Source organism: Streptomyces sp. HNM0575 (genome assembly GCF_012726265.1).
Lineage (GTDB): Bacteria > Actinomycetota > Actinomycetes > Streptomycetales > Streptomycetaceae > Streptomyces.
In genome coordinates, this window is the sequence record NZ_JAASAG010000015.1 from 1 (window position 1) to 25946 (window position 25946).

The 25946-nt window shown below is 71.9% G+C and carries 20 protein-coding genes and 1 rRNA gene; 13 read left to right on the plus strand and 8 right to left on the minus strand.

What is annotated here, in order from left to right; translation table 11 throughout:
- Both rrf and HCC61_RS27845 read left to right on the plus strand, forming a co-directional pair.
- Positions 1–108 (plus strand): 5S ribosomal RNA (gene rrf / locus HCC61_RS27840); the annotation flags it as partial.
- A 715-nt stretch (positions 109–823) separates the two neighbouring features.
- On the plus strand, positions 824–1582 hold the full coding sequence (locus tag HCC61_RS27845; protein ID WP_169140172.1) for a tetratricopeptide repeat protein: 759 nt from the start codon (positions 824–826) through the stop codon (positions 1580–1582).
- Positions 1583–1699: 117 nt separating this feature from the next.
- On the opposite strand, the gene HCC61_RS27850 is transcribed toward HCC61_RS27845, so the two are convergent.
- The 5 genes from HCC61_RS27850 to HCC61_RS27870 form a co-directional block, all read right to left on the minus strand.
- Positions 1700–3553 (minus strand): IucA/IucC family siderophore biosynthesis protein, encoded by a 1854-nt coding sequence (locus tag HCC61_RS27850; protein ID WP_169140174.1) that lies wholly within the window; start codon positions 3551–3553, stop codon positions 1700–1702.
- Positions 3550–4218 (minus strand): GNAT family N-acetyltransferase, encoded by a 669-nt coding sequence (locus HCC61_RS27855; protein ID WP_169140176.1) that lies wholly within the window; start codon positions 4216–4218, stop codon positions 3550–3552. The genes HCC61_RS27850 and HCC61_RS27855 overlap by 4 nt, the downstream gene beginning before the upstream one ends.
- Positions 4215–5579, minus strand: coding sequence for a lysine N(6)-hydroxylase/L-ornithine N(5)-oxygenase family protein (locus tag HCC61_RS27860; RefSeq protein ID WP_169140178.1), 1365 nt, complete (start codon positions 5577–5579; stop codon positions 4215–4217). Before HCC61_RS27860 ends, HCC61_RS27855 begins: the two co-directional genes overlap by 4 nt.
- Before the next feature lie 46 nt (positions 5580–5625).
- Positions 5626–7158 carry an aspartate aminotransferase family protein gene (locus HCC61_RS27865; RefSeq protein ID WP_169140180.1) on the minus strand — a complete coding sequence of 511 codons (1533 nt, stop codon included), beginning with the start codon at positions 7156–7158 and terminating at the stop codon, positions 5626–5628.
- Between the two features lie 243 nt (positions 7159–7401).
- Positions 7402–8772 carry a DUF1015 domain-containing protein gene (locus HCC61_RS27870; RefSeq protein WP_169140181.1) on the minus strand — a complete coding sequence of 457 codons (1371 nt, stop codon included), beginning with the start codon at positions 8770–8772 and terminating at the stop codon, positions 7402–7404.
- Positions 8773–8997: 225 nt separating this feature from the next.
- Here HCC61_RS27870 and HCC61_RS27875 point away from each other — a divergent pair, with 225 nt between their 5' ends.
- A complete protein-coding gene (locus HCC61_RS27875; RefSeq protein ID WP_169140183.1) occupies positions 8998–10047 on the plus strand; it encodes an HAD hydrolase-like protein in 1050 nt (349 codons plus the stop codon).
- Positions 10048–10310: 263 nt separating this feature from the next.
- Here the strand turns inward: HCC61_RS27875 and HCC61_RS27880 are convergent, their stop codons facing one another.
- Positions 10311–11258: a siderophore-interacting protein gene (locus tag HCC61_RS27880; RefSeq protein ID WP_169140185.1), complete on the minus strand. Its 948-nt coding sequence runs from the start codon at positions 11256–11258 to the stop codon at positions 10311–10313.
- 213 nt (positions 11259–11471) lie between these two features.
- Positions 11472–12506: an ABC transporter substrate-binding protein gene (locus tag HCC61_RS27885; RefSeq protein ID WP_169140187.1), complete on the minus strand. Its 1035-nt coding sequence runs from the start codon at positions 12504–12506 to the stop codon at positions 11472–11474.
- Between the two features lie 542 nt (positions 12507–13048).
- Between HCC61_RS27885 and HCC61_RS27890 the strand changes: the two genes are divergently transcribed.
- The 8 genes from HCC61_RS27890 (at position 13049) to HCC61_RS27925 (ending at position 22372) form a co-directional block, all read left to right on the plus strand.
- Complete coding sequence (locus HCC61_RS27890) at positions 13049–14065, plus strand: iron chelate uptake ABC transporter family permease subunit (protein WP_169140341.1); 1017 nt, start codon at positions 13049–13051, stop codon at positions 14063–14065.
- Positions 14062–15093 carry an iron chelate uptake ABC transporter family permease subunit gene (locus HCC61_RS27895; protein ID WP_169140189.1) on the plus strand — a complete coding sequence of 344 codons (1032 nt, stop codon included), beginning with the start codon at positions 14062–14064 and terminating at the stop codon, positions 15091–15093. The genes HCC61_RS27890 and HCC61_RS27895 overlap by 4 nt, the downstream gene beginning before the upstream one ends.
- 512 nt (positions 15094–15605) lie before the next feature.
- Complete coding sequence (locus HCC61_RS27900) at positions 15606–16403, plus strand: ABC transporter ATP-binding protein (RefSeq protein ID WP_206323118.1); 798 nt, start codon at positions 15606–15608, stop codon at positions 16401–16403.
- A gap of 408 nt (positions 16404–16811) precedes the next feature.
- Positions 16812–17183, plus strand: a complete 372-nt coding sequence (locus HCC61_RS27905; protein WP_346777425.1) for a hypothetical protein — start codon at positions 16812–16814, stop codon at positions 17181–17183.
- A gap of 3 nt (positions 17184–17186) precedes the next feature.
- Positions 17187–17993 carry a TlyA family RNA methyltransferase gene (locus HCC61_RS27910; protein WP_169140193.1) on the plus strand — a complete coding sequence of 269 codons (807 nt, stop codon included), beginning with the start codon at positions 17187–17189 and terminating at the stop codon, positions 17991–17993.
- On the plus strand, positions 17990–18895 hold the full coding sequence (locus tag HCC61_RS27915; protein WP_169140195.1) for an NAD kinase: 906 nt from the start codon (positions 17990–17992) through the stop codon (positions 18893–18895). Before HCC61_RS27910 ends, HCC61_RS27915 begins: the two co-directional genes overlap by 4 nt.
- 72 nt (positions 18896–18967) lie before the next feature.
- Positions 18968–20719, plus strand: a complete 1752-nt coding sequence (recN, locus tag HCC61_RS27920; RefSeq protein ID WP_169140197.1) for a DNA repair protein RecN — start codon at positions 18968–18970, stop codon at positions 20717–20719.
- Positions 20720–21205: 486 nt separating this feature from the next.
- Positions 21206–22372: a glycosyltransferase family 4 protein gene (locus tag HCC61_RS27925; protein ID WP_169140199.1), complete on the plus strand. Its 1167-nt coding sequence runs from the start codon at positions 21206–21208 to the stop codon at positions 22370–22372.
- A gap of 272 nt (positions 22373–22644) precedes the next feature.
- Here the strand turns inward: HCC61_RS27925 and HCC61_RS27930 are convergent, their stop codons facing one another.
- The gene (locus tag HCC61_RS27930) at positions 22645–23658 is read right to left on the minus strand and encodes a LacI family DNA-binding transcriptional regulator (RefSeq protein WP_346777421.1); all 1014 of its coding nucleotides are present in this window, start codon (positions 23656–23658) and stop codon (positions 22645–22647) included.
- Between the two features lie 149 nt (positions 23659–23807).
- On the opposite strand from HCC61_RS27930, the gene HCC61_RS27935 reads away from it, so the two are divergent.
- Together HCC61_RS27935 and HCC61_RS27940 are read left to right on the plus strand one after the other, a co-directional pair.
- A complete protein-coding gene (locus HCC61_RS27935) occupies positions 23808–24764 on the plus strand; it encodes a glycoside hydrolase family 16 protein (protein ID WP_169140201.1) in 957 nt (318 codons plus the stop codon).
- A complete protein-coding gene (locus HCC61_RS27940; RefSeq protein WP_169140203.1) occupies positions 24761–25933 on the plus strand; it encodes a beta-1,3-glucanase family protein in 1173 nt (390 codons plus the stop codon). The genes HCC61_RS27935 and HCC61_RS27940 overlap by 4 nt, the downstream gene beginning before the upstream one ends.
- Positions 25934–25946: the final 13 nt, after the last annotated feature.

Genomic DNA, 25946 nt, shown 5'->3' on the forward strand with positions numbered 1-25946 from the left:
CATAGCGTGAGGGAAACGCCCGGTTACTTTCCGAACCCGGAAGCTAAGCCTTACTGCGCCGATGGTACTGCATGCGGGAGCGTGTGGGAGAGTAGGACACCGCCGAACTATTAGTAAAGGGCCCGTGGCCCACAGCGTGCATTGCGCTGTGGGCCACGGGCTTTTTTGTGTTGAGAATGCTTTGTCATCCAGAACGGAATTGTGTGCGGGGTCTTGCCGAAGAGGCTCTGTGCGGCAGACAGGAGTCACGTCGATGTCCACCGATTCGCCGGACGACCGGCCGGAGCGTAGTCCTCGCCAGTCCGGGCCGAGGAGCGGCGACGACCGGCCGCGCGGTGGAAAGCGCGACGACCGTGCGAAGAACGACGGTGGTCGCGGACGGGGTGGTTACCGGCGTGACGACGGTCCTCGTGACGACCGGCGTGGTGAGCGGAAGGACCGTGAAAGGCCGCGTGGCGGCGGATCGCGGTGGGGCGAGCGCGACGGCCGGACCGAGGGCCGGGACGAGCGTCGCTCCGGGGGGCAGCGGCCGGACAGGGGCAGGCATGAAGGGCCGCGGCAGGGGCGCCGCGATGACAAGCCGCGCGGGCCTCGCCGGGACGATGGCCGTGGCGGGAGCGGCAGTGGCGGCGAAGGCGGTCGTCGTCCGTATGGGCAGGGCGGTGGCGGCCGGGGACGGGACGACCGGGATCGCCGCGGTGGTGGTTTCCGTGGGCGCCGGGACGACGGACGTGGTGGGCCCTCGCGTCGTCCGGGGCGTGACGAGCGCAGGGACGGGCGTCGGGACGATCGGCGGCCGGACCGGGAGGCGCCGCCGAGGCGGTTGCCGATCGACGAGGACGTCACGGGCGCCGAGATCGACAGGGAGGTCCGGCAGGAGCTGATGAGCCTGCCGAAGACGCTTGCCGAGGACGTCGCGAAGAACCTTGTGATGGTGGCCAGATTGCTGGATGAGGATCCGCAGGCGGCCTACGGCTATGCGCGGGTTGCGCTGCGGCTGGCCTCTCGGGTGCCGTCCGTGCGGGAGGCGGCGGGGTTCGCGGCGTACGCCGTGGAGAAGTACGCGGAGGCGCTGGCGGAGTTCCGTGCGGCGCGGCGCATGACGGGGTTGCAGCATCTGTGGCCGGTCATGGCGGACTGTGAGCGCGGCATGGGGCGGCCCGAGAAGGCGCTCGCGATGGCGGGCGAGCCCGAGGTGCAGAAGCTCGACAAGGCGGGGCAGGTCGAAATGCGGCTCGTGGCGGCCGGTGCGCGGCGTGACATGGGGCAGGCCGAGGCGGCGGTTGTGACGTTGCAGAGCCCGGAGCTGGCGTCCAGTTCGCAGCAGCCGTGGACGGCGCGTCTGCGTTATGCGTATGCGGACGCGTTGCTCGAGGTGGGGCGTGCCGACGAGGCGCGTGAGTGGTTCGCCAAGGCGCTGGAGGCCGATCAGAGCGGCGCGACGGATGCGTCGGACAGGCTGGCGGAGCTGGACGGGGTGGAGTTCATCGACGCGCTGGATCCGGAGGCCGAGGCCGAGGAGGCGTCGGGCGACGGGGCCGCGGAGGATGAAGGTCCGGCGGGCGCCCCGGCCGGCGAGTAGCGACCAGGGCCGGCGAGCGGAACGCAGGGGAGGCGGAGCCCACGGGCTCCGCCTCCCTTTCTCATGTGTCCATGGAGCATGGCTCCGTGGAGCTTGTGTCCGTGGAGTGGGGCACGCTCATGGGGCGAAGCGTGCCAGGGGGTTGTCGAGCTCGCCGATGAGCTGAAGGGCGCCGGACGGGTCCTGGAGGTCGACCATCTGCTGGTTGTCGCGCAGCTGGAGACGGTTGAGGCAGGAGAGGGTGAACGTGTCGGCGAACAGGTCGTAGCGGGCGAAGCGTTCGGCGAGGTGGGGTGCCGACTTCTGGTAGTCGCGGACGCAATCCGCGACGGCGGACCAGAAGGTGTCCTCGTCGAGGGTGCCGTTGCCGGCGAGGATCGCGTTGAAGAAGCGCAGGAAGCAGTCGAAGACGTCGGTGAAGAGGGAGAGGATCTTCATCTCTTCGGGGACGTCGGCGCGGATGCGTTCGACCTCGGGCGGGAGCTGTGCGTCGGGGTTCATCACCGCGATCTCTTCGGCGATGTCCTTGAAGACGGCGCGCTTGGGGGAGCCGTCCTCGTCCAGTACGAGGATGACGTTCTCGCCGTGCGGCATGAAGACCAGTTCGTACTCGTAGAAGCAGTGCAGCAGCGGCGTGAGATACACGTCGAGGTATCTGCGCAGCCAGGTCGACGCGTCCAGCCCCGACCCCTCGATCAGGGCCGTGGCCAGGGAGGCGCCGTCGGCGTCGGTGTGCAGGAGGGACGCCATGGTCGCCAGGCGTTCGCCGGGGGCGAGAAGCGGGACGGGGCTCTCCCGCCACAGGGCGGCAAGCATCTTCAGATATGGGGAGCCCTTGGGGGCGGCGGCCTCGTAGTGGGCGGGGTGGTAGCCCACGGCGGCGCACTCGCGCAGGATCGCCAGGCCCGACTCGCGCAGCACGTCGTCCGTGGCGACGAGGTCGGCGAGCCAGTCGTTGATGGCGGGCGTGGCCTTCATGTACTCGGCTGAAAGGCCGCGCAGGAAGCCCATGTTGAGCACGGACAGTGCCGTCTTCACATAGTGCTTGCCGGGGTGGGTGGTGTTGAAGAACGTACGTATGGACTGCTGGGGGACGTGCTCGTCGTCGCCGTGGCCGAGGCAGACGAGATTGCGCCGTGCGACCTCGGCGGCGAAGGTGACGGACAGCTTGTTCCACCACTGCCACGGATGGACGGGGATCAGGAAGTAGTCGTCCAGATCGAGGCCCTCCTCCTGCATGGCGGCGGAGAAGCGGCGGAGCGACTGCGCGGACAGTTCCGAGAGCAGCAGCTTGTCGTAGCCGATGTCGGCCGAGGCCGTGAACGTGGCGTGGTCGCGGTGGGCCGCGAGCCAGATCAGCCGCACGGAGGCGGCGGCCTCGGGGGCGTACGCCCGGTACTCGGCGATGTCGAAGCCGAGACGGCCGTTGTTGGCGACGAAGCAGGGGTGGCCCTCCGTCATGCCCGCCTCGATCTCCTGGAAGCCGGAGCGTGCGAGGCGGCCGGCGCTCACGGGCGTACGAGCCAGCTTGTAGGCCGTGCTGGAGAGGGTGGAGCTGATCTCCTCCAGATAGACGGGGAGGATGTCGTCGCCGATGCCGAGCGAGCCGCGCAGTTCGGTGATGAACTCCAGGGCGTCGAGGCGGAGTCGGGCGCCGTGGCGGTGACGGGTGATCGTGTCCGGCTCGACCTGCCAGTGGTCGAGGGCGAACTTCCGTGCTGTGAAACGGTATTCGGTGTCTCCGTCGTCGCTGTGCACGGAGTGGCGGCGGTACGGGGCGCTCGCGTCTCCGTCCCGCTGCGGCTCGTGCTGCTGGGGGTCGTGGTCCGGCAGCGGGGCGGGCGTCAGCAGCCGTTCGTGTGCGAACTCCGCGAGCGCCTTGCGTATCAGCAGCCGGTTGGCCGACTCCCAGCGTTCCGGCGTGAGATGGGCGACGGCCTCGCGGGGGGAGAGGGCGGCGGGGTCGTTCATGGGCTCTTCGTCCCTCCTGGGGCGTCAGGGCGCTGGAGCGTGGCACGGGCGGCTTCGAACTGCTCGCGGGTGCACATGCTCAGGTAGGCGAACTTCTCGGGCTTGGCGATGGTGCGTTCGATGCGGAAGCCGACGGCTTCGTTGAGCGCGTGTACGGCGGTGTTGCGCACGTCGGGTTCGACGACGACACGGCGAGTGTGCGGGTCCGCGAAGAGCATGTCCATCACGGTGGTGATCACGGCGAGGGTGAAGCCGTGCAGCGGCGCATCTGACGGTGCGCACAGGAAGTGCATGCCGACGTCACCCTGTTGGGGCTCGTAGAGGCCCTTCAGCTCGACGTGGGCGGGGTCGTAGCGCTCCATGAGGAAGCGCGGCTCGTGCTCGTGGAAGCCGAGGTAGGCGTCTTGGTGCTCGGAGGCCGCGATGGCCATGAACTCCCGCTCCACGTCGGTGAGCGTGGCCTCCTGCATCAGCCAGAACGACGACTTGGGGTGGGTGAGCCAGCCGTGCAGCAACTCGGCGTCGGCCGCCGGGTCGACGGGCCGCAGGGCGAAGCGGCCCAAGTGCTCGTCGGTGCGGGTGTGGACGGTGAGTGCGTCGGCCTCGTCGCGTCCGGCAGCCGTACGGGCGCCGCCGGAGCCGTTCGTGCTGCGGGAGCCGGTCATGAGAGCGGAGCCTCCGTCCCTGTGGCGGGGGCCGGTGCCGTGTCGGGCGCCGGTGCGCTGAAGTCCTGGAAGGCGATGGAGCGTTCGACGTGGTAGTGCTCGCGGCCGAGCATCTCCCGGATGATCCAGGAGTTGCGGTAGGCCGCCATGCCCAGGTCGGGCGTGACGAAGCCGTGCGTGTGCAGCTCGGCGTTCTGTACGTAGATCTCGCCGCCGGCGGAACCGCCGGTGTCCACACGGTAGTTGCGCCGTACGGCGAAGCGGCCCTGTTCGTCGTGTTCGATGCGGTGCGCGACGGGGGCGAGGAACTCCGGGGTGCTGTAGCGGTATCCGGTGGCGAGGACGAGCCCCTCGGTGGTGAGGGTGAAGTCCTGCTTCTGTTCCTCCTGCCGCAGGCCGAGGGTGTACGAACCGGAGGCCTCGTCGTAAGAGGCGTCCGTCAGCGCGGTGTTGGTCATCAGCCGCGTGGGGCAGGGGCCGCGGAGGCTCTTCTGGTAGAGCAGATCGAAGATGGCGTCGATCAGTTCGGTGTTGATGCCCTTGTAGAGGTTCTTCTGCGAGGCGACCAGCTCGTCGCGGGTGGCGGGCGGAAGGCCGTGGAAGTAGTCCACGTACTCCGGCGACGTCATCTCCAGCGTCAGCTTGGTGTATTCGAGGGGGAAGAAGCGCGGGGAGCGGGTGACCCACGTCAGGTGGTAGTCGTGGGCCCCGATGTCCTGGAGCAGGTCGTAGTAGATCTCGGCCGCGCTCTGGCCGCTGCCGACGACGGCTACGGACTTCTTGTCCTGAAGCTCCGAACGGTGTTGCAGATAGCGGGAGTTGTGGATGAAGTCGCCGCCGAGGCCCTGGCAGGAGTCGGGTATGTGGGGCGGTGTGCCGGTGCCCAGCACGAGCCTCCTGCCGCGGTACGTGAGCTGCTCGCCGGAGGCGAGGTCGTCCGCGCGGACGAGGTAGAGCTGCTCGTCCTCGTCGAACTCGACACCGGTGACACGGGTGTTGAAGCGGACCGAGTCCAGCTTTTCCGCGGCCCAGCGGCAGTAGTCGTTGTACTCGGCGCGCAGGGGATAGAAGCTCTCGCGGATGTAGAAGGCGTAGAGACGGCCCATCTCCTTCAGGTAGTTGAGGAAGGAGAAGCGCGAGGTCGGGTCGGCCAGGGTGACCAGGTCGGACATGAACGGCGTCTGGAGCGTGCTGTCTTCGAGCAGCATCCCCGGATGCCAGTCGAACTCCGGCTTGTCGTCGAGGAAGAGCCCGTCGAGTTCATCGATGGGCTCCGTCAGGCAGGCAAGGCCCAGATTGAAGGGGCCCAGGCCGACGGCTACGAAGTCGTGGATGCGGGCGGTGTCTTGCGGGGTGGACACGGTGGACACGTGAATGGGTCTCCGGATCTCCGGGGGCAGGCGGCGGTCAGCTGGCTCGGGGGTGGACCGGCTCCGGGTCCGTGCCGGGCCGTCGGGAGTCGAGACCGCCCTGTCGCGCGGTGAGGCGGCGGCCGGCGTGCTCGGCGACGAGGTCGAGCACGGCGGCGATGTCGTCGATCGACGTCTCCGGATTGAGCAGCGTGAACTTCAGATAGTGCCGTCCGTCGACGACCGTGGACGCCACGACGGCCTCGCCGGAGGCGAACAGGGCCTGCCTGGCGTGCAGATTGACCTCGTCGGCCAGCGTCCCGCTCGCGGGCTGCGGCGGCAGGTAGCGGAAGACGAGGGTGCTCAGCTGCGGCCGGGTGACGACCTCGAACCGGGGGTCGTCGCGCAGCAGTTGCCACGCCTCCGACGCCCTGTCCACCACCTCGTCGAAGAGTTCGCCGACGCCGGCGGCGCCCATGATGCGCAGTGTCAGCCACAGCTTCAGCGCGTCGAAGCGACGCGTGGTCTGGATGGACTTGTCGACCTGGTTGGGGATCGCGTTCTCCGCCATCCGTCTCGGGTTGAGATAGTCCGCGTGGTACGTGACATGGCGCAGCGCGGCCTGGTCGCGTACGAGCACGGCGCTCGAACTGACCGGCTGGAAGAAGGACTTGTGGTAGTCCACGGTCACCGAGTCGGCGCGCTCGATGCCGTCGAGGAGATGACGGCGGCGTGAGACCAGCAGCCCGCAGCCGTAGGCGGCGTCCACGTGCATCCACGTACCGGCGCGCTCGCACAGCTCGGCGATATCGGGCAGCGGGTCGATGCTGCCGAAGTCCGTGGTGCCCGCGGTGGCCACCACGGCCATCACCACGAGGTCCTCGCGCTCACAGCGCTCGAGTTCGGCGGCGAGCGCGGAGGGGCGCATCCTGCGGTCGTCGTCGCAGGGCATGGAGACGACGGCCTCCGCTCCCAGGCCCAGCAGCGTCGCGGCCTTCTCGATGCTGAAGTGGCTGCACTCGGATGTGAGGACGCGCAGGCGGGGCAGGATCTCCGGCTTGCGCAGCGGCTTCGCGGAGTTCTTCTGCGCGAGGCGGCACGCCTCCTCACGGGCCAGCAGCAGCGCCTGGAGGTTGGACTGCGTACCGCCGCTGGTGAAGATGCCGTCGGCGGCGGTGCCGAGACCGATCCGCTCGGCCGTCCACGCGATGAGGTGGCGCTCGACGAGGGTGCCGCCGGCGCTCTGATCCCAGGTGTCCATCGAGGAGTTGACGGCCGAGATGACGGCTTCTCCGAGAACTGCCGGGATGACGACGGGACAGTTGAGGTGGGCGAGATAGCGGGGGTGGTGGAAGTAGACGGCGTCCCGGAGGTAGATGTCCTCGAGCTCGTCCAGGGCGGCGGCCGGGTCGCCGAGCGGTTCCTCCAGATCGATTCCGGTTACGGCCGGGGCGAGTTGTGACGGGGTGATCCCGGTGAAGGGGTGCTCGGTGCCGGCGATCTTCTCCGCCACGCGGCCGATGCCTTCGGTGAGGGAACGTCGGTAGTGCTCCGCCGTCCGGTCGTTGAGCAGGTGCGACCTGCTGCGCATGAACTGTCCTCCCTGGCGCGGGCGTCGTCTGCATCGCACGAAGCGTACGGGTAGGTAAGGCTACCCTAACTTTTCCGGAGTTATAGGCAAGGGCATGGTGGGGCGGAGGAAGAGCAGGCTTCCGGTTGTTCCCGTCGGGTCTTCGGATCCCTGCGTACGTCCGAGTATGTCCGGAGACGTCCCAGGCGACGGATGCCCGAGGGCCGGTCGTGACACCGGTCAGGTGTGGGGCGTCTCTCAGTCTCAGGAGCCGGAGCCGCCGGAGCCGTTCTCCAGGACGCGGAGGACCAGACCCGTCGCCGGCTTCGGGCCGAAGGAGGTGGACTTGCGCGGCATCTTCACGCCCTGCTCGGCGAGTTCGCGCACGGTCTCCTCCCGTACGGGCCGCATCAGCACCGCCGTGCCGTGCGTCTGCGCGGCCTTGCCGGCGGCCGCCGCGGCGTCGTGGATGTAGGCGATGTGCTCCGGGCGGTCGGGCACGCGCCACACCGCGTCGAGCAGCACGGAATGCAGCACTGTGGCGTCCAAGTGGCGCCAGGCGGCGGGGCGTTCGGTGCCCAGGCTCTGCTCCAGCAGGCGGGGCGAAGGGTCGTGGAGGAGATGGAACGCGCCGGCGCCGTCGGTGAGGAGGAAGGCGTTGCCGTGCGTCTCGTCCAGCACGTGGAGGGCCTGCGGCAACGACTGTGCGGTGAGGGCTCGTACGCGGAAGGCGCCACTGGATTCGACGGCATGCAGGGCCTGTTGGAGCGGCAGCTCGGTGAGCACCCGGTGGATGGGCTGCACCAGCAGGGGGTGGCGGACGGTGTCGACGAGGAGGACGAGGCCGTAGTCCCAGGGGGAGTCCGGCTCGCGGCCCGACTCCCCCCGAGGCGTGGGGTGTTCGCCGACCTCCCCGCCGCCCTGCTCGTCGTCGTGCTCGTCGTGTTCGTCCGCGTGCTCGCCGCGCAGCCGCAGATACGTCGCCCAGCGGTGGTGCCCGTCGGCGATCAGAGCACGGTGCCGGGCCAAGTCGGCGTCGATCTCGGCGAGTTCGGACGGATCGGTGAGCGCCCACAGCCGGTGGCAGAAGCCGTCCTCCGTCGTGGTGGAGAGCAACGGCGTGCGGTGTACGGCCCGTTCGACGACGGCGGCGGCTCCTGTCACGGTGCCGTCGCCGCGGTAGGAGAGCAGCAGCGGCTCCAGGTTGGCGCCCGTGGCGTGCATCAGTGCGGCACGGTCCTCCACGACGTCGTCCATGACGTCCTCGTGCGGAAGCACGACGCCGTCCTCGGGCGGTGAGAGGTGCAGCGCGCCGATGAGGCCCCGCTGGAGAAGCCGCCCGCGGCGCTGCTCGTAGACGTACAGCGCCGGATGCGGATCCTGCGCCAGCACGCCCTCGGCACGCCATGTGCGCAGTGTCGCGGCCGCCTTGGCCTGCCTGCCGGTCGTGTCGCGGGCCTGCGGCAGGATGAGCCGGACGATGTTGTACGGGTCGGCCGTCTCCAGGTTCCGCAGCTCGTCCGGGCGGACCACGACGTCGTACGGCGGCGAGGTCACGGCGGCGAGGGAGCCCACCTTCCAGGGCGCGTAACGCAGCCCGCGGAAGGGCCTGAGCCGGAGGCCGTCATCGGTCATCACCGCATGCTATGCCGCGGCCGCCGGGGGCCGTGAGGTCCGCACGGCCGGGGCGGGGGATGATCGGGAGACGGCTGACCGGGCACGGGAGACGGCGAACCGGGCATCGGGAGGAGCGGAGCGGGCCGGGCCGTGCCGTGCCGGGACGAGCGGACCGGGAAGCGGCCGGCGGCCGGCGGCGGAGCCGGTGAGGAAAGGGAACCCTTGCGAGGAGAGCGAGAGACCATGGCCGGCACTGCGCGCACGAGGCCTTCCGGGAGCGACCGGGCGCTGCGGGAGGTGTACGACACCGCGCTGCTGGACCTGGACGGTGTGGTGTACGTCGCGGGCGACGCCGTCGCGCACGCGGTCCGGTCCCTGGAGGAGGCCCGTGCCGCGGGCATGGGGCTGGCGTACGTGACGAACAACGCGTCGCGCACACCCGGTGCCGTCGCGGCGCACCTCGTCGAACTGGGCGTGCCCGCCGAGGCGGACGACGTGATCACCTCGGCGCAGGCCGCGGCACGTCTGATCGCGGAACAGCTTCCGGCGGGCGCACGCGTGCTGGCCGTCGGCGGCGACGGGCTGCGGGAGGCGCTGCGCGAGCAGGGCATGAGCGTCGTCGACTCGGCGGACGACGAACCGGCGGCGGTGGTCCAGGGATACGGCGGGCCCGGTATGCCGTGGGGAAGGCTCGGCGAGGCGGCGCTCGCCGTCGGCCGGGGCGCGGCGTGGTTCGCCTCGAACGGCGATGTGACGATCCCCGGCGACAGGGGCGTGGTGCCGGGCAACGGCGCGGCCGTCGAGGTCGTACGGCTGGCGACGCGCTGGATGCGCGACGCCCCCGAGCCGCAGATCGCGGGGAAGCCGCGTCCTCCGATGCACCGGGAGACGATCCTGCGCACGGGCGCGCGGCGGCCCCTCGTCGTCGGCGACCGCCTCGACACCGATATCGAGGGCGCGCACGCGGGCGGCGTCGACTCGATGCTCGTGCTGACGGGGGTGACCGACGCGGCGCAGCTGCTGGCCGCGCGGCCCGAGCACCGCCCGGCCTATGTGGCCGGGGACCTGCGCGGACTGGCGCAGCCGCACCCGGAGCCCGGCGGCGACGCGGAGAGCGGCTTCGTGTGCGGAGGCTGGACCGCGAGGGCGGTCGCGGACGGACTCGTGCTGGAGGGCGAGGGCGAAGTGCTGGACGGGCTGCGGGCGTTGTGCGGCGCGGCGTGGACGGCGGCGGGAGACGAGGGCGGTTGCGGACTGGAGTCGGGCAAGGCCCTTGCGCGGCTGGGGCTTTGAGAGGCGGAGCCGGGGATCGTACGGGCCCGTCTCGGGTCGACCAGCCCGGCTCGGGCCAACGAGCCCGGCCGGGTCAACCAGCCCAGCTGCGGTACGGCTTGGGGCCGGACGAGCCGGGTCCGGACGGGGGGGGTACGGCGGGGGACCGTACGGACCGTACGGGCACTGACGAAGCGACGCTGAGATCCGGTGACGCCCGGCGCGCGGTGACGCCCGGCGCGCGGTGACGCCCGGCGCGAGGCGGGCGCGAGGCGCGAGGCCGCTCAGGCGTCCGCGGTGTCCGCCGCGCCCGACACGGCCTCCTCGACGAGCTGTTCCTCCGTCGCGTCCAGCCGCCAGTAGCCGGTGAACTTGACCCGCATGCGGTCGAATCCGCGCTCCCGTACGAGGTGCCGCCGCAGCGTCTTCACGGTCCCCGCCTCGCCCGCGATCCAGGCGTACGGCGTGCCGGCCGGGAGGCGGGCCGCGGCGATCGAGGCGAGATGCAGCTCCGTGCGGTGGGCCGCGGAGTTCTCCCTGACGAGCCAGGTGATGTCGGCGTCGGCGACCGTGGGCAGCTCCTGGATGTCCTCGGCGTGCGGCACTTCGAGCCACACCTTCGCCTGGGTTCCGGGCGGCAGCCACTCCAGGATGCCCGCCACCGCGGGCAGCGCCGTCTCGTCGCCGCTGATCAGTACCCAGTCCGTGCCGGGCGGGGGACGGAAGTCGACGCCGCCGTTGTCGGCCACGGTGGGGCCGAGGAGGGTGACGCGGTCGCCAGGGCGTGCGTTCGCCGCCCAGGTGGAGGCGGGGCCCGCCGGGCCCGCCGGTGCGGAATCCGCCGAATCCGCCGAATCCGCATGTGCCGCCTCGGACGGATCGCCGATGCCGTGCAGCACGAAGTCGACGTCCAGTTCCTCCTGGGGGACGCGGCGCTGCTCGCGCACGGTGTACGTGCGCATGATGCCCCGCACCGCGGGGTCCATGGCCCGCCAGGCCGTGAACCACTCGTCGCCCGCGTCCGTCGGTACGAGCGGGGCGTCCTGGCCCGGGTGCGGGAGGAAGAGTTTCACGCGCTGGTCGCGTCCGCCGGTGGTGAGGTGCCGCAGCGAGCCGCCGCCGAAGGTGATGCGGAGCATGGTCGGGCCCAGCCGCCGTGTCCGTACCACGCGGGTGTCGAAGAACTCGAACGGGAGGGTGCGGGCCGGGGCTTCAGGGGCTGCGGTGCTCATGGTGCGGGCTCTCTTCCCGGGTGGGCCGTACAGGGGTGTTCGGGATGCGGGACGGGAGGGACGGAACGGTCCGGTGCCGGAACGGTCCGATGCCGGGACGGCGGGTGCGTACGGCGGGCCGGAGCCGAGCGGGCGGGTACGCGACGCCCGCGCCCCGTCCGCCGCCCGGTGGCGAGGCGGGCGCGCCGTCGTGCCCGCCCGCCCCGCCGCCGCTCAGCTGACCTTCTTCGCGTCCTCGATCGCCTTGGCGAGGTTCTCCAGCAGGGGAGCCGCGCCGGCGTAGGAGAAGCGGGGCTCGGCGTCCCATGTCGTGACCTGGTCCGCCTTGACCGCGGGCAGGTCCGACCAGGTCGGCTTGGACTTCAGCGCCGGAGGCTGGAGCGCCTGCGTACGGTTGTCCAGGATGATCAGGTCGGCCTTGTACTTGTCGGCGTTCTCCCAGCTCAGTTCCTCGAAGAAGCCCTGCTTGCTGACCTTCTTCGGGACGACGATGTCGACGCCCAGTTCCTTGAAGTAGCGCAGGTCCGAGTTGGCCGACGGGTCGGAGACGTACATCAGGTCCGGCGCCCCGGAGGCCGCCATCACCTTCAGGCCGCCGCTCGCCTTGGCGGCCTTGCGCAGTCGCTCGGCCGCCTTCTGGAAGCGGTCCTTGTCGTCGGTGACGCGCTTCGCCTTGAGATCGGCGCCGAGGGAGCGGGCCAGCTCGGCGAAGCGCTCGATGGCGTCCCGCATGGAGATCTCCGCGGTGCGCAGCGCCAGGCTCGGGGCGAGTTTGAGGATCTTGGACTTGCTCTCGTCCGGGACGTACCAGAGGGCGCCGTCGATGTACATGTTCGTCACGAGCAGGTCGGGCCGGAGCTTGGCGTACTTCTCGATGTCGAACTCGCCGTAGGCGTTGCCGATGACCTTCAGCTTCTTCACATCGAGGTCTCCCGCCAGCACGTCGGCGCTGCCGTCCTTCTTCTTCGTCGGGCCGAAGACGCCGGCGATGACGTCGCCGGCGCCGAAGTCGTGCAGGGCCGCGGCGGTGCCGACGTACGCGACGACGCGTTCGGGTGCGGCATCGAGACTGATCTTCTTCTTGCGGTCGTCGGTGAACGACCAGGCGCCACCGCCCTTGCCGGAGCCGGACCCCGAACCGCCGCCGCTGCCGCAGGCGGTGAGCAGAGCCCCGAGTCCCACGGCACCGCCTGCGGCCAGCAGACCACGGCGGGAGGGGCTGGGAGACGACGCGGACGAACGGGGCATGACAGGGCCCTCTCTTCTAGGCTGTTCTCGGTGCTGCTCTGGGATCTCGGTGCTGCTCTGGGGTTTGGGTGCTGCTCTGGGTTACGCCGGTCCGCCCGGGGTCTCCCGGGCTTCCCGGCGTCTTCTCGGTCTCCGGGTCTTCCCGGGCCCGCGGGGTCTTGCCTTGCCGGTGCTGCGAGTTGGTGCCGACCGGCTCCCGGAGGTGCCGTCCGGCTCCCGGAGGTGCGGTTCTCCGCCTCGGGAACCGGTCCCGGACACCGCGGTGGGCCCGGATGCCGAGTTAGGTTAACCTAACCAAAGTCCCAGTTGTCCAGTGGACCGGGCCTCCGCGCCCCCGTCCCCGACCGGAGCCGTACGTGACTCTCATCAAGTCCCGCCAGGCGCAGGGCAGTTCACCGGCCCCAGACTCCGCGCATCCCGAACGGCCCCCGGAGGCCCGGCAGACCGGGCGGCCCGGCACAGGCGCGGGCACGGACGAGGGCGCCGGTCCGGCGGACGCCGCGGGCACCGCGGACGCCACGGCCGCCTCCGAGCGGTACGGCATGCCCGCCGGAAGCGGAGGCCGGCGCGGCGGCAACCTGCTCCGCAGCGCCGGACTGCTCGGCGCCACGGGCCTGTTGGTGCTCGTACTGGCCCTGAGCATCGCCGTCGGCGCGAAACAGCTCTCGCTCCACGAGGTGGTGCAGGGCCTCTCGGACCCCGGCTCCCCGGCGTACTCCGTGGTGCACGAGATGCGGCTGCCCCGCACCGTGCTCGGGCTGCTCGCCGGCGCCGCGCTGGGCCTCGCGGGCTGCGTGATGCAGGCGCTGACCCGCAACCCCCTCGCGGATCCGGGGCTGCTGGGCATCAACGGCGGTGCCGCGGCGGCCGTCGTCACCGCGATCTCCTTCTTCGGGGTCTCCGGTTACACCGGCTACATCGGCTTCGCGTTCGCGGGCGCCGCGGCCGTCTCGGTCGCCGTGTACGCGGTGGGCGGCGGACGCGGCGCGACACCGGCGCGGCTCGCCCTCGCCGGTACGGCGCTGAACGCGGCGCTCATCTCGTACGTAAACGCGGTGCAGTTGCTCGACACGGCGTCGCTGGACCGCATGCGCTTCTGGACGGTCGGCTCGCTGGCGCGCGCGCAGGACGACACCAACCTCAAGGCGCTGCCCTTCGTGCTGGCGGGCGTGCTGGTGGCCCTCGCGCTGGCCCGCCCCCTCAACGCGCTCGCGCTGGGCGACGAGGCCGCCCGCGCACTCGGCTCGCGTCCCGAACTCACCCGCGGCGCCGCCATCGTGGCCGTCACGCTGCTGTGCGGGGCGGCAACAGCGGCATGCGGGCCCATCGTCTTCGTGGGCCTGATGGTGCCGCACATGGTGCGCTCCCTGACGGGGCCCGACCTGCGCTGGATGCTGCCGTACTGTGCGCTGCTGGCGCCGGTGCTGATGCTCGGCGCGGACGTGCTGGGGCGGGTGCTCGGACGGCCGGCCGAGCTTCAGGCCGGCATCGTGACCGTCGTGCTGGGCGGGCCCTTCTTCCTGTACTTCGTGCGGCGCCGGAGGGTGGCCCGGGCATGAGCGTGATACGTACGGCCGGCGGATACTCCGTCACCTTCCGTCCGCGGGCGGTGCTCGCGGGCGGCGTGTGCGCGGTGCTGGCGCTCGTCGTCGGCGTCTTCGCCATAGGCAGCGGCGAATATCCCATGGCGCCGGGCGACGTGCTCCGTACGCTCGCCGGCCAGGGCGCGCCCGCCGACGCGTTCATCGTGAACGAGCTGCGGCTGCCGCGCACCGTGACCGCGCTCGCCGTGGGCGCGGCGCTCGCCCTCGGGGGCGCCGTGTTCCAGGCCGTCGTGCGCAATCCCCTCGGCAGCCCCGACGTGCTCGGCTTCACGCACGGCGCCGCGGCCGGTGCGCTGACCGGAATCGTGATCGTGGGCGGCGGCAGCGCGGCGCTCGCGGGCGGTGCGGTGATCGGCGGCGTCGTCACGGGGGTCGTCGTGTACGCGCTGGCCTGGCACGGCGGGTTGCACGGCTTCCGGCTGGTGCTGGTGGGCATCGGCGTGGCCGCGATGCTCACCGGCGTCAACGGATATCTGCTCACCAAGGCCCAGATCACCGAGGCCGGCCGGGCCGTGCTGTGGATGACCGGCAGCCTGGACGGGCGCGGCTGGGGGGACTCCGGGCCGCTGCTGGGCGCCATGGCGGTGCTCGTACCGGTGGTGCTGCTCGGCTGCGAACGCGGGCTGCGGATGATGGAGATGGGCGACGACGCCGCGGGCGCCCTGGGTGTACGGGTGGAGCGGGTGCGCCTGGTGCTCTTCGGCGCGGCCGTGCTGCTGGTGGCCCTCGCGGCAGCGGCGGCGGGGCCGGTCGCCTTCGTGGCGCTCACGGCACCGCAGCTGGCGAGGCGTCTGACGAAGGCGCCGGGACCCAACCTCGTACCGTCGATGTGCATGGGGGCCGCGCTGCTGGTCTCCGCGGACTTCGCGGCTCAACGGGCCTTCGGCGGGCACGAGTTGCCGGTCGGCGTGGTCACCGGCGTACTGGGCGGCGGCTATCTGGTGTGGCTGCTGGCGACGGAGCGCAGGGCGGGACGGATATGAGCGGCGCGGTGGGGAGCGGTATCGGGGACAGCGCCGGGGCCGGAAGCACCGCCGGGGCCGGGGCCGGGAGCGAAAGCACCGCCGGGGCCGGGGCCGGGTCCGGAAGCAGCACCGGGGCCGGGGCCGGGTCCGGAAGCAGCACCGGGGCCGGGGCCGGGTCCGGAAGCAGCACCGGCAGCGGTGCGGGTGATGCGAACACGGCGAGTACGGGGGCGAGTTGCGATGCAGGGACGGATGCGAGTGCGAGGACGACGACCGTGACGAGGCAGCAGACCCCGCAGGAGCACGACGAGAAGCGCGACCACGTGGGGGACCACGAGCGCGATCACGAGCGCGATCACGAGCGCGATCACGAGCGCGATCACGAAGGCGAGCGGACGCAGGCGGAGGCGCAGGAGCAGGAACAGGGGCACGTGTACGAGAAAGGGCGCGTGCCCGAGCAGGGGCCCGAGCAGGGTCCGGGTCCGGCCGGAGCGCCCGGGAAGCAGGAGCCCGGTTCGCCCCCGTCGCGGCTGACCGGAGACGCCCTCACCCTCGCCTACGACCGGCGTACCGTCTCCGAGCAGCTCAGCGTCGCCGTACCCGGCAACTCCTTCACCGTGGTCGTCGGCCCCAACGCGTGCGGCAAGTCCACGCTGCTGCGCGCCCTCTCCCGCATGCTGCGGCCCAGGGAAGGCTCCGTGCTGCTGGACGGCGCCGACATCGGCGCCTTGCCCGCGAAGAAGCTGGCGCGCACTCTCGGACTGCTGCCGCAGTCCTCCGTCGCCCCCGACGGAATCACCGTCGCCGACCTGGTGGCCCGCGGTCGCTATCCGCACCAGAGCCTGCTGCGGCAGTGGTCGCGGGAGGACGAGCGGGTGGTACGGGAGTCGATGGAGGCGACCGGCGTCGACGACCTCGGCGAACGCTACGTCGACGAACTCTCCGGCGGTCAGCGGCAGCGCGTGTGGATCGCGATGGCGCTCGCACAGCAGACGCCGCTGCTGCTGCTGGACGAGCCGACCACGTACCTCGACATCGCCCACCAGATCGAGGTGCTGGACCTGTGCGCGCGGCTGCACGAGGAGGAGGGGCGCACCCTCGTGGCCGTGCTGCACGACCTCAACCACGCGGCGCGCTACGCCACGCACCTGATCGTCATGCGCGACGGCGAGATCGTCGCGGAGGGCGTCCCGGGCGACATCGTCACGGCCTCGCTCGTGGAGGAGGTCTTCGGCATGCCGTGCCGGGTGATCGAGGATCCGGAGACGGGGACGCCGCTGGTCGTACCGGCCGCGCGGGAGCGTGCGCGCGTCGCGCGGGGCGGTTGAGCGCCGGGCTTGCGGGCGGCGCCATGAGAGCAGGTCGGAAGCGGTAGCGTCGGGGGCATGAGCGAGCCGATGCCGGGCGCAGTGCCGGCACAGCAGGACGGAGTGAGCGCGGCGGACCCGGCCGCCTCCGCGGAGCAGACGGGACACGGGGAGCCGGCGGGACACCGGCAGACCGCGGAATCGGGAGCGGCGGCCGAGCCGGCGGACCGGCACGGGCCGGACCCCACGGCACAGGCCGGGCCACTGCCGCAGTCCCGGCCCCTGGCGCAGGCCGGATCCGGCGGGCCACTTGAGGAAACTCCGGCGGAAGAGACGCCGTTGGACGCCGAGTCCCTGGACGAAGCCCCGTTGGACGACGAGCCCCTGGACGAAGCGCCGGTGGAAGAGGCGCCCTGGGAGCAGGTCCCGGTGGCGGATGGGGATGCCCCGGCGGCGAATGCCCCGGCGGAGGAGCACCCCGGGGAGGAGACCCCCGCAGAGGAGCCTTCGGAGGAGGACGACGGACCGCGCCCCCTGGGCCTGCACGTCGAACCGACCGGACACGCCCCCGTGGACGCGCAGTTGAGACGCCTCGAGGACGCCGACCACCTCGCGGTCTCGGGTCATCTGGAGGTGTACGAGGACGTGCACCGCGGGCTGCGCGAGGCGCTGGCCGGACTCGACCGCTCCCCAACCGGTCCCGTTCCAGGGCCCGTTCCCGGCTCCGGCCCCGCGCCCGGACCGGGCCACGCACCCGCCCACGGCCGCCCCGTTCCAGGGCCCCAGCACCCACGGAGCTGACCGTTGCCCCGACGCCGACTCGACGCGGAGCTGGTGCGCCGCAATCTGGCACGTTCGCGCGAGCACGCCAGTCAACTGATCGCAGCGGGGCGGGTCACCGTCGGCGGCAACGTCGCCGCGAAGGCCGCCACCCAGGTGGAGACCAGCGCCGCCGTGGTCGTACGGGCCGACGACGCCGACCCCGGGTACGTCTCACGCGGCGGACACAAACTGGCGGGCGCCCTCGCGGTGTTCGTGCCGCTCGGCCTGCGCACCGAGGGGCGCCGCGCGCTCGACGCGGGCGCCTCCACGGGCGGCTTCACGGACGTGCTGCTGCGCGCCGGAGCGTCGGAGGTCGTCGCCGTCGACGTCGGCTACGGACAGCTCGCCTGGTCCCTGCGCAGCGACGAACGCGTCACCGTCAAGGACCGTACGAACGTACGGGAGTTGACCCCGGAAGACGTGGACGGCCGCCCCGTCGACCTCGTCGTGGGCGACCTGTCGTTCATCCCGCTGGGCCTCGTACTGCCCGCCCTGCTGCGCTGCTCCGCGCCCGACGCCGATCTCGTGCTGATGGTCAAGCCGCAGTTCGAGGTGGGCAGGGAACGGCTCGGCAGCGGCGGCGTGGTGCGCAGCGCCGCGCTGCGCACGGAGGCCGTCCTCGGCGTCGCGGATCAGGCCGCCGGGCTCGGCCTCGGCGCGCTCGGGGTGACGGCGAGTCCCCTGCCCGGGCCGTCCGGGAATGTCGAGTACTTTCTGTGGCTGCGCGCCGGTGCACCCGGGATCGACGCGGCCGATGTCGAGCGAGCTGTGGCGGAGGGTCCGAAATGACGACAGCCGGTGACGCCCGTACGGTCTTCCTCCTCGCGCACACGGGCCGCCCGGCTGCCGTACGCAGCGCCGAACTCGTCGTACAGGGCCTGCTGCGCAAGGACATCGGGGTGCGCGTGCTGGAGGGCGAGGCCGCCGACCTGCCGCTGCCCGACCTGGTGCGCAGGGTGCCCTCCACCGAGGACGCGGTGGAGGGCTGCGAGCTGATCGTGGTGCTCGGCGGCGACGGGACGCTGCTGCGCGGTGCGGAGTTCGCACGCGCTTCGGGCGTGCCGATGATGGGCGTCAACCTGGGGCGGGTCGGGTTCCTCGCGGAGGCCGAACGGGACGACCTGGAGGAGGTCGTGCACCGGGTCGTCACCCGCGGCTACGAGGTCGAGGAGCGGATGACGCTCGACGTGCTCGTACGCACCGACGGGCAGATCCTGCACCACGACTGGGCCATCAACGAGGCGTCCGTGGAGAAGGCGTCCCGCGAGCGGATGCTGGAGGTCGTCACCGAGGTCGACAACCGGCCCGTGTCCCGCTTCGGCGGCGACGGCGTCGTGTGCGCGACGCCCACGGGTTCCACGGCGTACGCGTTCTCCGCCGGCGGTCCCGTCGTATGGCCGGAGGTCGAGGCGCTGCTGATGGTGCCGATCAGCGCGCACGCGCTGTTCGCGAAGCCCCTCGTGACGGCGCCGGACTCGGTGCTCGCCGTGGAGGTGCAGCCGCAGACGCCGCACGGAGTGATGTGGTGCGACGGGCGGCGCAGCGTCGAACTGCCCGCGGGGGCGCGGGTGGAGGTACGCCGCGGATCGGCGCCGGTGCGGCTGGCGCGCCTGCACCGCGCGTCGTTCACGGACCGGCTGGTCGCCAAGTTCGCGCTGCCGGTGGCGGGTTGGCGGGGTGCGCCGGGCTGACGGTGGCGGGTGCGGGTCCCCGGGCGGGGTGAGGCGCAGGACCAGGGGTGGGGGTACCCCCGCGGACTGCGTATGGTCGTACCCGTGTTGGAGGAGATGCGGATCAGGTCCCTGGGCGTCATCGACGACGCGGTCGTCGAACTGTCCCCAGGCTTCACCGCGGTGACCGGTGAGACCGGAGCGGGCAAGACCATGGTCGTCACCAGCCTCGGGCTGCTGCTCGGCGGACGGGCCGACGCCGCCCTCGTACGCGCGGGGGAGAGCGCCGCGGTGGTCGAGGGGCGGATAGTCGTGCCGCCGGACTCCCCGGCGGCGGTCCGCGCGGCGGAGGCCGGTGCCGAACTCGACGACGGGGCACTGCTCGTCAGCCGTACGCTCTCCGCCGAAGGCCGTTCGCGTGCGCACGTCGGCGGGCGGTCCGCGCCCGTGGGGCTGCTGGCCGAGCTGAGCGACGACCTCGTGGCCGTGCACGGACAGAGCGACCAGCAGGGCCTGTTGCGCCCGGCGCGGCAGCGGCAGGCGCTCGACCGGTTCGCGGGCGAGGCCGTCTCCGTGCCGCTCGCCGAGTGGACCACCGCGTACCAGCGGCTGCGTACCGTCAGCGGCGAGCTCGACGAGATCACCACCCTCGCGCGCGAGCGTGCGCAGGAGGCCGACATGCTCCGCTACGGCCTGGAGGAGATCGCCGCCGTGGAGCCCCGCGCGGGGGAGGACACCGAACTCGCCGCGGAGGCCGAACGCCTCGGCCACGCCGAAGCCCTCGCCTCCGCCGCCACCACCGCGCACGGGGCGCTCGCGGGCGATCCGGCGGACCCCGAGAGCGTCGACGCCTCGGCGCTCGTCTCCGCCGCGCACCGGGCCCTGGAGGCGCAGCGCGCCCACGACCCCGCGCTCGCCTCGCTCGCCGACCGGCTCGGCGAGGTGTCCATCCTGATGGGCGACGTGGCGGGCGAACTCGCCGGATACGCCGATGACTTGGACGCCGACCCGCTGCGCCTCGCCGCCGTCGAGGAGCGTCGCGCCGCCCTCGCCCAGCTGACCCGTAAGTACGGCGAGGACATCGCCGCCGTGCTCGGCTGGTCCGAGGAGAGCGCGGCCCGCCTCGCCGAACTCGAGGGCGACGACGAGCGGATCGGCGAACTCACGGCCGAGCGCGACGCCCTCGTCACCGAACTGACCGGCCTCGCACAGCGGTTGACCGACGCCCGTACGGACGCGGCCAAGCGCTTCGCGGACGCCGTCACGGAGGAGCTGTCCGAACTGGCCATGCCGCACGCCCGCGTTTCGTTCTCGCTCAAGCGGGGCGACGCCGCAGCGGGCGCGCAGGGCCTCGAACTGGACGGCCGCAGCGTCGCGTTCGGGCCGCACGGCACCGACGAGGTCGAGCTGCTGCTCGCCCCGCACCCGGGGGCGCAGCCGCGTCCCGTCGGCAAGGGCGCCTCGGGGGGCGAGCTGTCCCGCGTGATGCTGGCCGTCGAGGTGGTCTTCGCGGGTGCCGACCCGGTGCCGACGTACCTCTTCGACGAGGTCGACGCGGGCGTGGGCGGCAAGGCCGCGGTGGAGGTGGGCCGGCGGCTGGCACGGCTGGCGCGCTCCTCGCAGGTCGTGGTCGTCACGCACCTTCCGCAGGTCGCCGCCTTCGCCGACCGGCACCTGGTGGTGGAGAAGACCGACGACGGCTTCGTCACCCACAGCGGCGTCAACGCGATGGAGGGGGAGGACCGGGTGCGGGAGCTGTCCCGGATGCTGGCGGGGCAGGAGGACTCCGAACTGGCGCGCGCGCACGCCGAGGAGCTGCTGGAGGCGGCGCGTACGGGCTCCTGACCGGCACGGCGGAAGAGCCGCCCGCCCGCGCGCGGAGGGATCTCCGGATCTCCGGACCGGGTCGCGCGGTCCGCTCCGGCCCGGGCGCGGACGGTCCACGAAGGCCCGGGCCCGGCCGGCCGGGCGGTATCCCGGCGCGGTCACTCGGGTGAGTGATAGCTGTACCGTACGGGCGCGATGTAACGCACCGGCCGCCCGGGCGCGGTGCCGTTCCGTCCGCACCGGCTGGCATGCTGGGCCCGGCCCGTGACCGTTCCCCGGCGGGTGCGCCCCGTCCCCAGGGCCCCGCCGTGCGGCTTCCCGTGCCCGACCGACCTCGTACCGCCCAGACTCCGTACTCGCCCCGACTCCGTACTCGATCCGACCTCGTATCCGGCCCGGCTCCGCACCGGCCTGAAACCGATTCCCGTCCCGGCCCGTCCGATCCCCGCCGGATCCCGGCCGCCCCCGTCCGACTCCCGAAACCGCTTTGGAGCTCGACCCTCCGTGACCCCTCCCCCCACGCCGTCCCCGTCGTCCGGCAGCCAGTCGCCGCAGCACGCCGTCCAGGTCGTGGACGGCGCCAGCGCGGGCACAGGCGCGCATGTGCGCTCGCTCACCGAGGGGCTCGTGGCGCGCGGACTGCGGGTGACGGTCTGCGCGCCGCCCGGAGCCGAGGCGGTGTACGGATTCCGGGGCGCGGGCGCCCACTTCGCGCCGCTGCCCGCCGCCAGCGAACCGGAGGCCGCGGCCGTCCTCCGCCGCCTGTGCGCGGACGCCGACCTGGTGCACGCGCACGGTGTGCGGGCCGGACTGCTGGCGCTCACCACGCTCGCGCTGTCGGGGCGTGCCCGCCGGGTACCGCTCGTCGTCACCTGGCACCACCGCGGGCTCGCGACGGGCGCACGGGCGCGGCTGCGGCGGCTGATGGAGCGGCGGGTGGCGCGCAGCGCGTCGGTCGTGCTCGCGGTCACCACCGATCTCGTGGACAGGGCCCGGCGGCGCGGTGCCCGTGACGCCAGGCTCGCCCCCGTCGTCCTTCCGGGACCGGGCGGAGAGGAGGCGCCGACGACGCCGCGGGCCGCCGTGGAGGGCCGGGGGCAGCACAAGTCGCGTGCCGAAGTGGGCGCCGTGGGACGCCCGTTGATCCTCTCGGTGGGCCGCCTCGACGAGCGTCACGGATACGCCACCGCCCTCCGCGCGGCCCGCGCCTGGCGGCATCTCGACCCTCAGCCGCTGCTGGCGGTCGCCGGCGAGGGGCCGCAGCGGGGGGAGTTGCAGCGGCGCATCGACGACGAGGCGCTGCCGGTACGGCTGCTGGGGCGGCGCGAGGACGCGTTCGAACTGCTGGCGGGGGCCGATGTGGCGCTGCTCAGCTCGCACTGGGAGAGCCGCCCGCTGCTGGCGCAGGAGGCCCTGCACCAGGGGGTGCCGCTGGTCGCCACGGAGGTCGGGGGAGTGCCCGAACTGGTCGGCGAGGCCGCCGAGTTGGTCCCCTACGGCGACGCGGGGGCGCTCGCTGCCGCCGTCGGCCGCTTGCTGGCGGATCCCTCGCGGCGTGAGCGGCTCGTCGCGGAGGGCTGGGCCCGCGCTGCCGAATGGCCCACGGAGGAGTCCACGGTGGCCCATGTCCTCAGCGTCTACGACGAGTTGACCTCTCCGGGGCGTGCCTGACCCGCTGGGCGCCGACCCGCTCCTCGGTGTCCGGCCCCGACGGAAGCGCGTCCGCCCGTGGCGCTGGCGTCCCGCGCATGCCTGCCCTCAGCGGTCCTGGCCCCCGGGTGGCGACGGCCGACGAGCCCCGCGCACGCCTCCGCGCGCCGCACCGACCCCGCGCACCGCGCCGCCTCCGCGCCCCTCGCCGCCCCCGCGTACCGCCCGGCCTCTCAACCAGGCCTCCGCGCCTGCCCGTTCCGTACGGCCCGTACGGTCAGCCACCCGACCGGCTAGCTCGATTCCCGTACGACCAGCGTGGCCGGTGTCACCACCGGCGCGGGCGGCGCCGCGTCCGAAGCCTCCTCGGCGAGCCCGATGCGGCGCAGCAGCAGCCGCGCCATCATCTCGCCCATGCCCTCGACGTCCTGGCGCACGGTCGTGAGCGGCGGCTCGGCCCACGCCGCCGGCTCCAGGTCGTCGTAGCCGACCACGGCCACGTCCCGGGGCACCCGGCGGCCGCGGGCCCGCAGCGTACGCAGCGCTCCCGAGGCCATGAGGTCGTTGCCCGCGAAGACCGCGTCCAGGTGAGGAGCGGAGTCGAGCAGCCGGGCCATGGCGCGCTCGCCGCCCTCGGCGGTGAAGTCGCCCTGTGCGACGAGCGACGGGTCGGCCTCGTGCACGCCGATGCCGAGCGCGTCGCAGTAGCCGTGCAGCCTGTCCAGCGCGGAGGTCTGGTCGAGGGGCCCATTGATCACGGCTATGGTGCGCCGTCCTCGCTCCTGCAAATGCGCAACGGCCTGCCGTGCGCCGTTCCGGTTGTCGGTGTCGACGTACAGCAGGCCCGGATCCTCCTCGGCGCCCGGCCAGCCGGGTCTCCCGCCGAAGACCGCGGGCAGCCCGGTCCGGTAGGCGACGGACGGCAGCGGGTCGTCGCCGTGCAGCGAGAACATCAGGGCGCCGTCGACGTGCCCGGCCGACAGATACCGTCCGATGCGCTGGTAGTCCTTCTCCCGCTCCAGCATCATCAGCAGCAACTGGGTGTCGTGTTCGGCCAGTTCGCGGCTGATACCGCGCAACTGCTGTGCGAAGAACGGGTCGGCGAAGACCCGGCTCTCGGGTTCGGCGATGATGACGGCGACAGCTCCGGTGCGCCGGGTGACGAGGGTACGGGCCGCGTTGTTGGGCACGTAGCCCAGCTCCTCGACGGAGTGGCGCACCTTCTCGCGCACCTCCGCACGAACGCCTGCACCCCCGTTGACCACCCGCGACACCGTCGCCCGTGAGACCCCGGCATGGGCCGCCACAGCCTCCAGAGTCGGACGGGATCCGCGGAATGTGTGCACAGACAACCCCTCTTTCTTTGCCTAGGTCTTGACCAATCAGCGTTCGATAGGCAGTGTGCTGCCCGTGACGTGAGAGCGCTCTCACCCCCCACCAACGAGGAGCGTAAGTCATGCTCTTGAAGAGCAACAGACGGCGCTGGGCACTCGCCGGAATAGCGGCGGCGGCCGTCATCGGCACATGCGTGGCGCCGTACGCGCAGGCCGGAGAGGACGGCGGCAAGTCAGCACAGTCGCAGAAGAAGGCGGCCATGGAAGAGGTCTTCCGCGCCGACTTCAACGGTGACGCCGGATCTTCCCCCGGCGACGACTGGATCGTCGACAAGGGCCACAGCTACCCCGGAGGGGCTGACAACTGGGGCACCGGCGAGATCCAGGAGTACACCGACAGCAAGGAGAACCTCCAGCTCGACGGCGACGGACATCTGAAGATCACCGCCAAGAAGGACGGTGAGAACTGGACCTCCGCCCGCATCGAGACCAAGCGCACGGACTTCACCGCTCCCAAGGGCGGCAAGATGCGCATCGAGGCGGCCCTGAAGACCCCCGACGTCTCCGGGGACGAGGCGCTCGGCTACTGGCCGGCGTTCTGGACGCTCGGCGAGGCCTTCCGCGGCAACTACCAGAACTGGCCCAGTATCGGCGAGTTCGACGTCATGGAGAACGTCAACGGCCAGGACACCACGCACGGGACGCTGCACTGCGGCACCGGCCAGGGCGGGCCGTGCAAGGAGACCACCGGCCTCGGCAAGTCGCACGAGTGCTCCGGCGGCTGCAAGTCCGACTTCCACAAGTACGCGCTCGAGTTCGACCGCAGCGGCGGTACGGAGGAGCTGCGCTGGTACGTGGACGGCGAGCAGTTCCACTCCGTCAAGGAATCGGACGTGGACGCGAAGACCTGGGCCGACGCCACGGACCACGGCCACTTCATCCTGCTGAACCTGGCCATCGGCGGCGCCTTCCCCGACGGCGTCGCCGGATCGAAGACACCGACCGCCGCCACCAAGTCCGGCGGTTCCCTGACCGTGGACTACGTGTCCGTAGAAAGCACCGGAGGTGCCTCCAAGTGATCAGCCGCAGGTCTCTCATCCGCGGTGCGGCCGCGACCGCCATCGCCGCGCCGGCGGCGGGACTGATCGTGACGCAGGCCGGCGGCGTCACGGCACCCAAGAAGTCCAAGGCCGCCGGGCCGCTGTCGCTCAAGATCGTCAACAAGAGCGGCGAGTTCGACAGCAAGTCGATCAACGTGTACATCGTCGGCAGCGACGGCAAGAACCAGGTCTACGTCACACCTGAGGGCGAGGCGAAGACCGTGGCCGCCGGCGACAACGGCGGCGACGGCTTCACCGACTACGCCATCCCGCTCTCGGGCGAGGAGACGACGCTCAAGCTCCCCGAGATGTCCGGCCGCATCTATGTCGCCTGCGGCGACAAGCTGAAGATCAAGGCGGTCGAGGGCGGCGACGGCAAGGCCGCGCTGGCCTACCCGGCCGGCTGGGTGTCGGGTGACCCCAACTTCGATGTGCTGCACGACTGCGCCGAGTTCACTTACAAGGACGGCGCGATGTACTGCAACACCACCATGGTCGACATGTTCAGCGTGCCGATGGGCATCCAGCTCAAGGGCGACAAGGACCAGAAGACCGGCTTCCTGAAGGAGGGCGGCCGCGACCAGATCTTCAAGGCCGTCAAGGAGGCCAAGGGCTTCGGCGACCTGGTGATCGACGACAAGCGCGTCATCGCCCCCGGACACGGCCTGGGCGAGGGGAAGTTCGCGAAGGACTTCTTCGACTCGTACGTCGAGAAGGTGTGGGAGACCTACTCCTCCAAGGAGCTGGTCGTCACCACCAACGCGGGCAAGTTCACCGGCAAGGTCAGCGGTGACAAGCTCTCCTTCACCGGTCCCGGCGAGGTCTCCTTCAGCAAGCCCAGCACGAAGGACATCCTCTTCTGCGACGGCGAGCTGGCCGCCCCCAACGACGGCACCACCGGTCCGGTGGCCGCCATCGTGGGCGCCGCGTTCAACCGGTCGACGCTCGCCTCGATCGCCCAGCAGCCCAGCAAGGACACCAAGGAGTTCTACAAGGGCGACGTCGTGCACGAATACGTCAAGGCCATGCACGAGGCCACCGAGGACGGCAAGGCTTACGGCTTCGCATTCGACGACGTCGCGAGCTTCGCCTCCTACATCGAAGACGGCGGGGCCAGCGAACTGACGCTCACGCTGACCCCGTTCTGAGGGAACCTGCCTA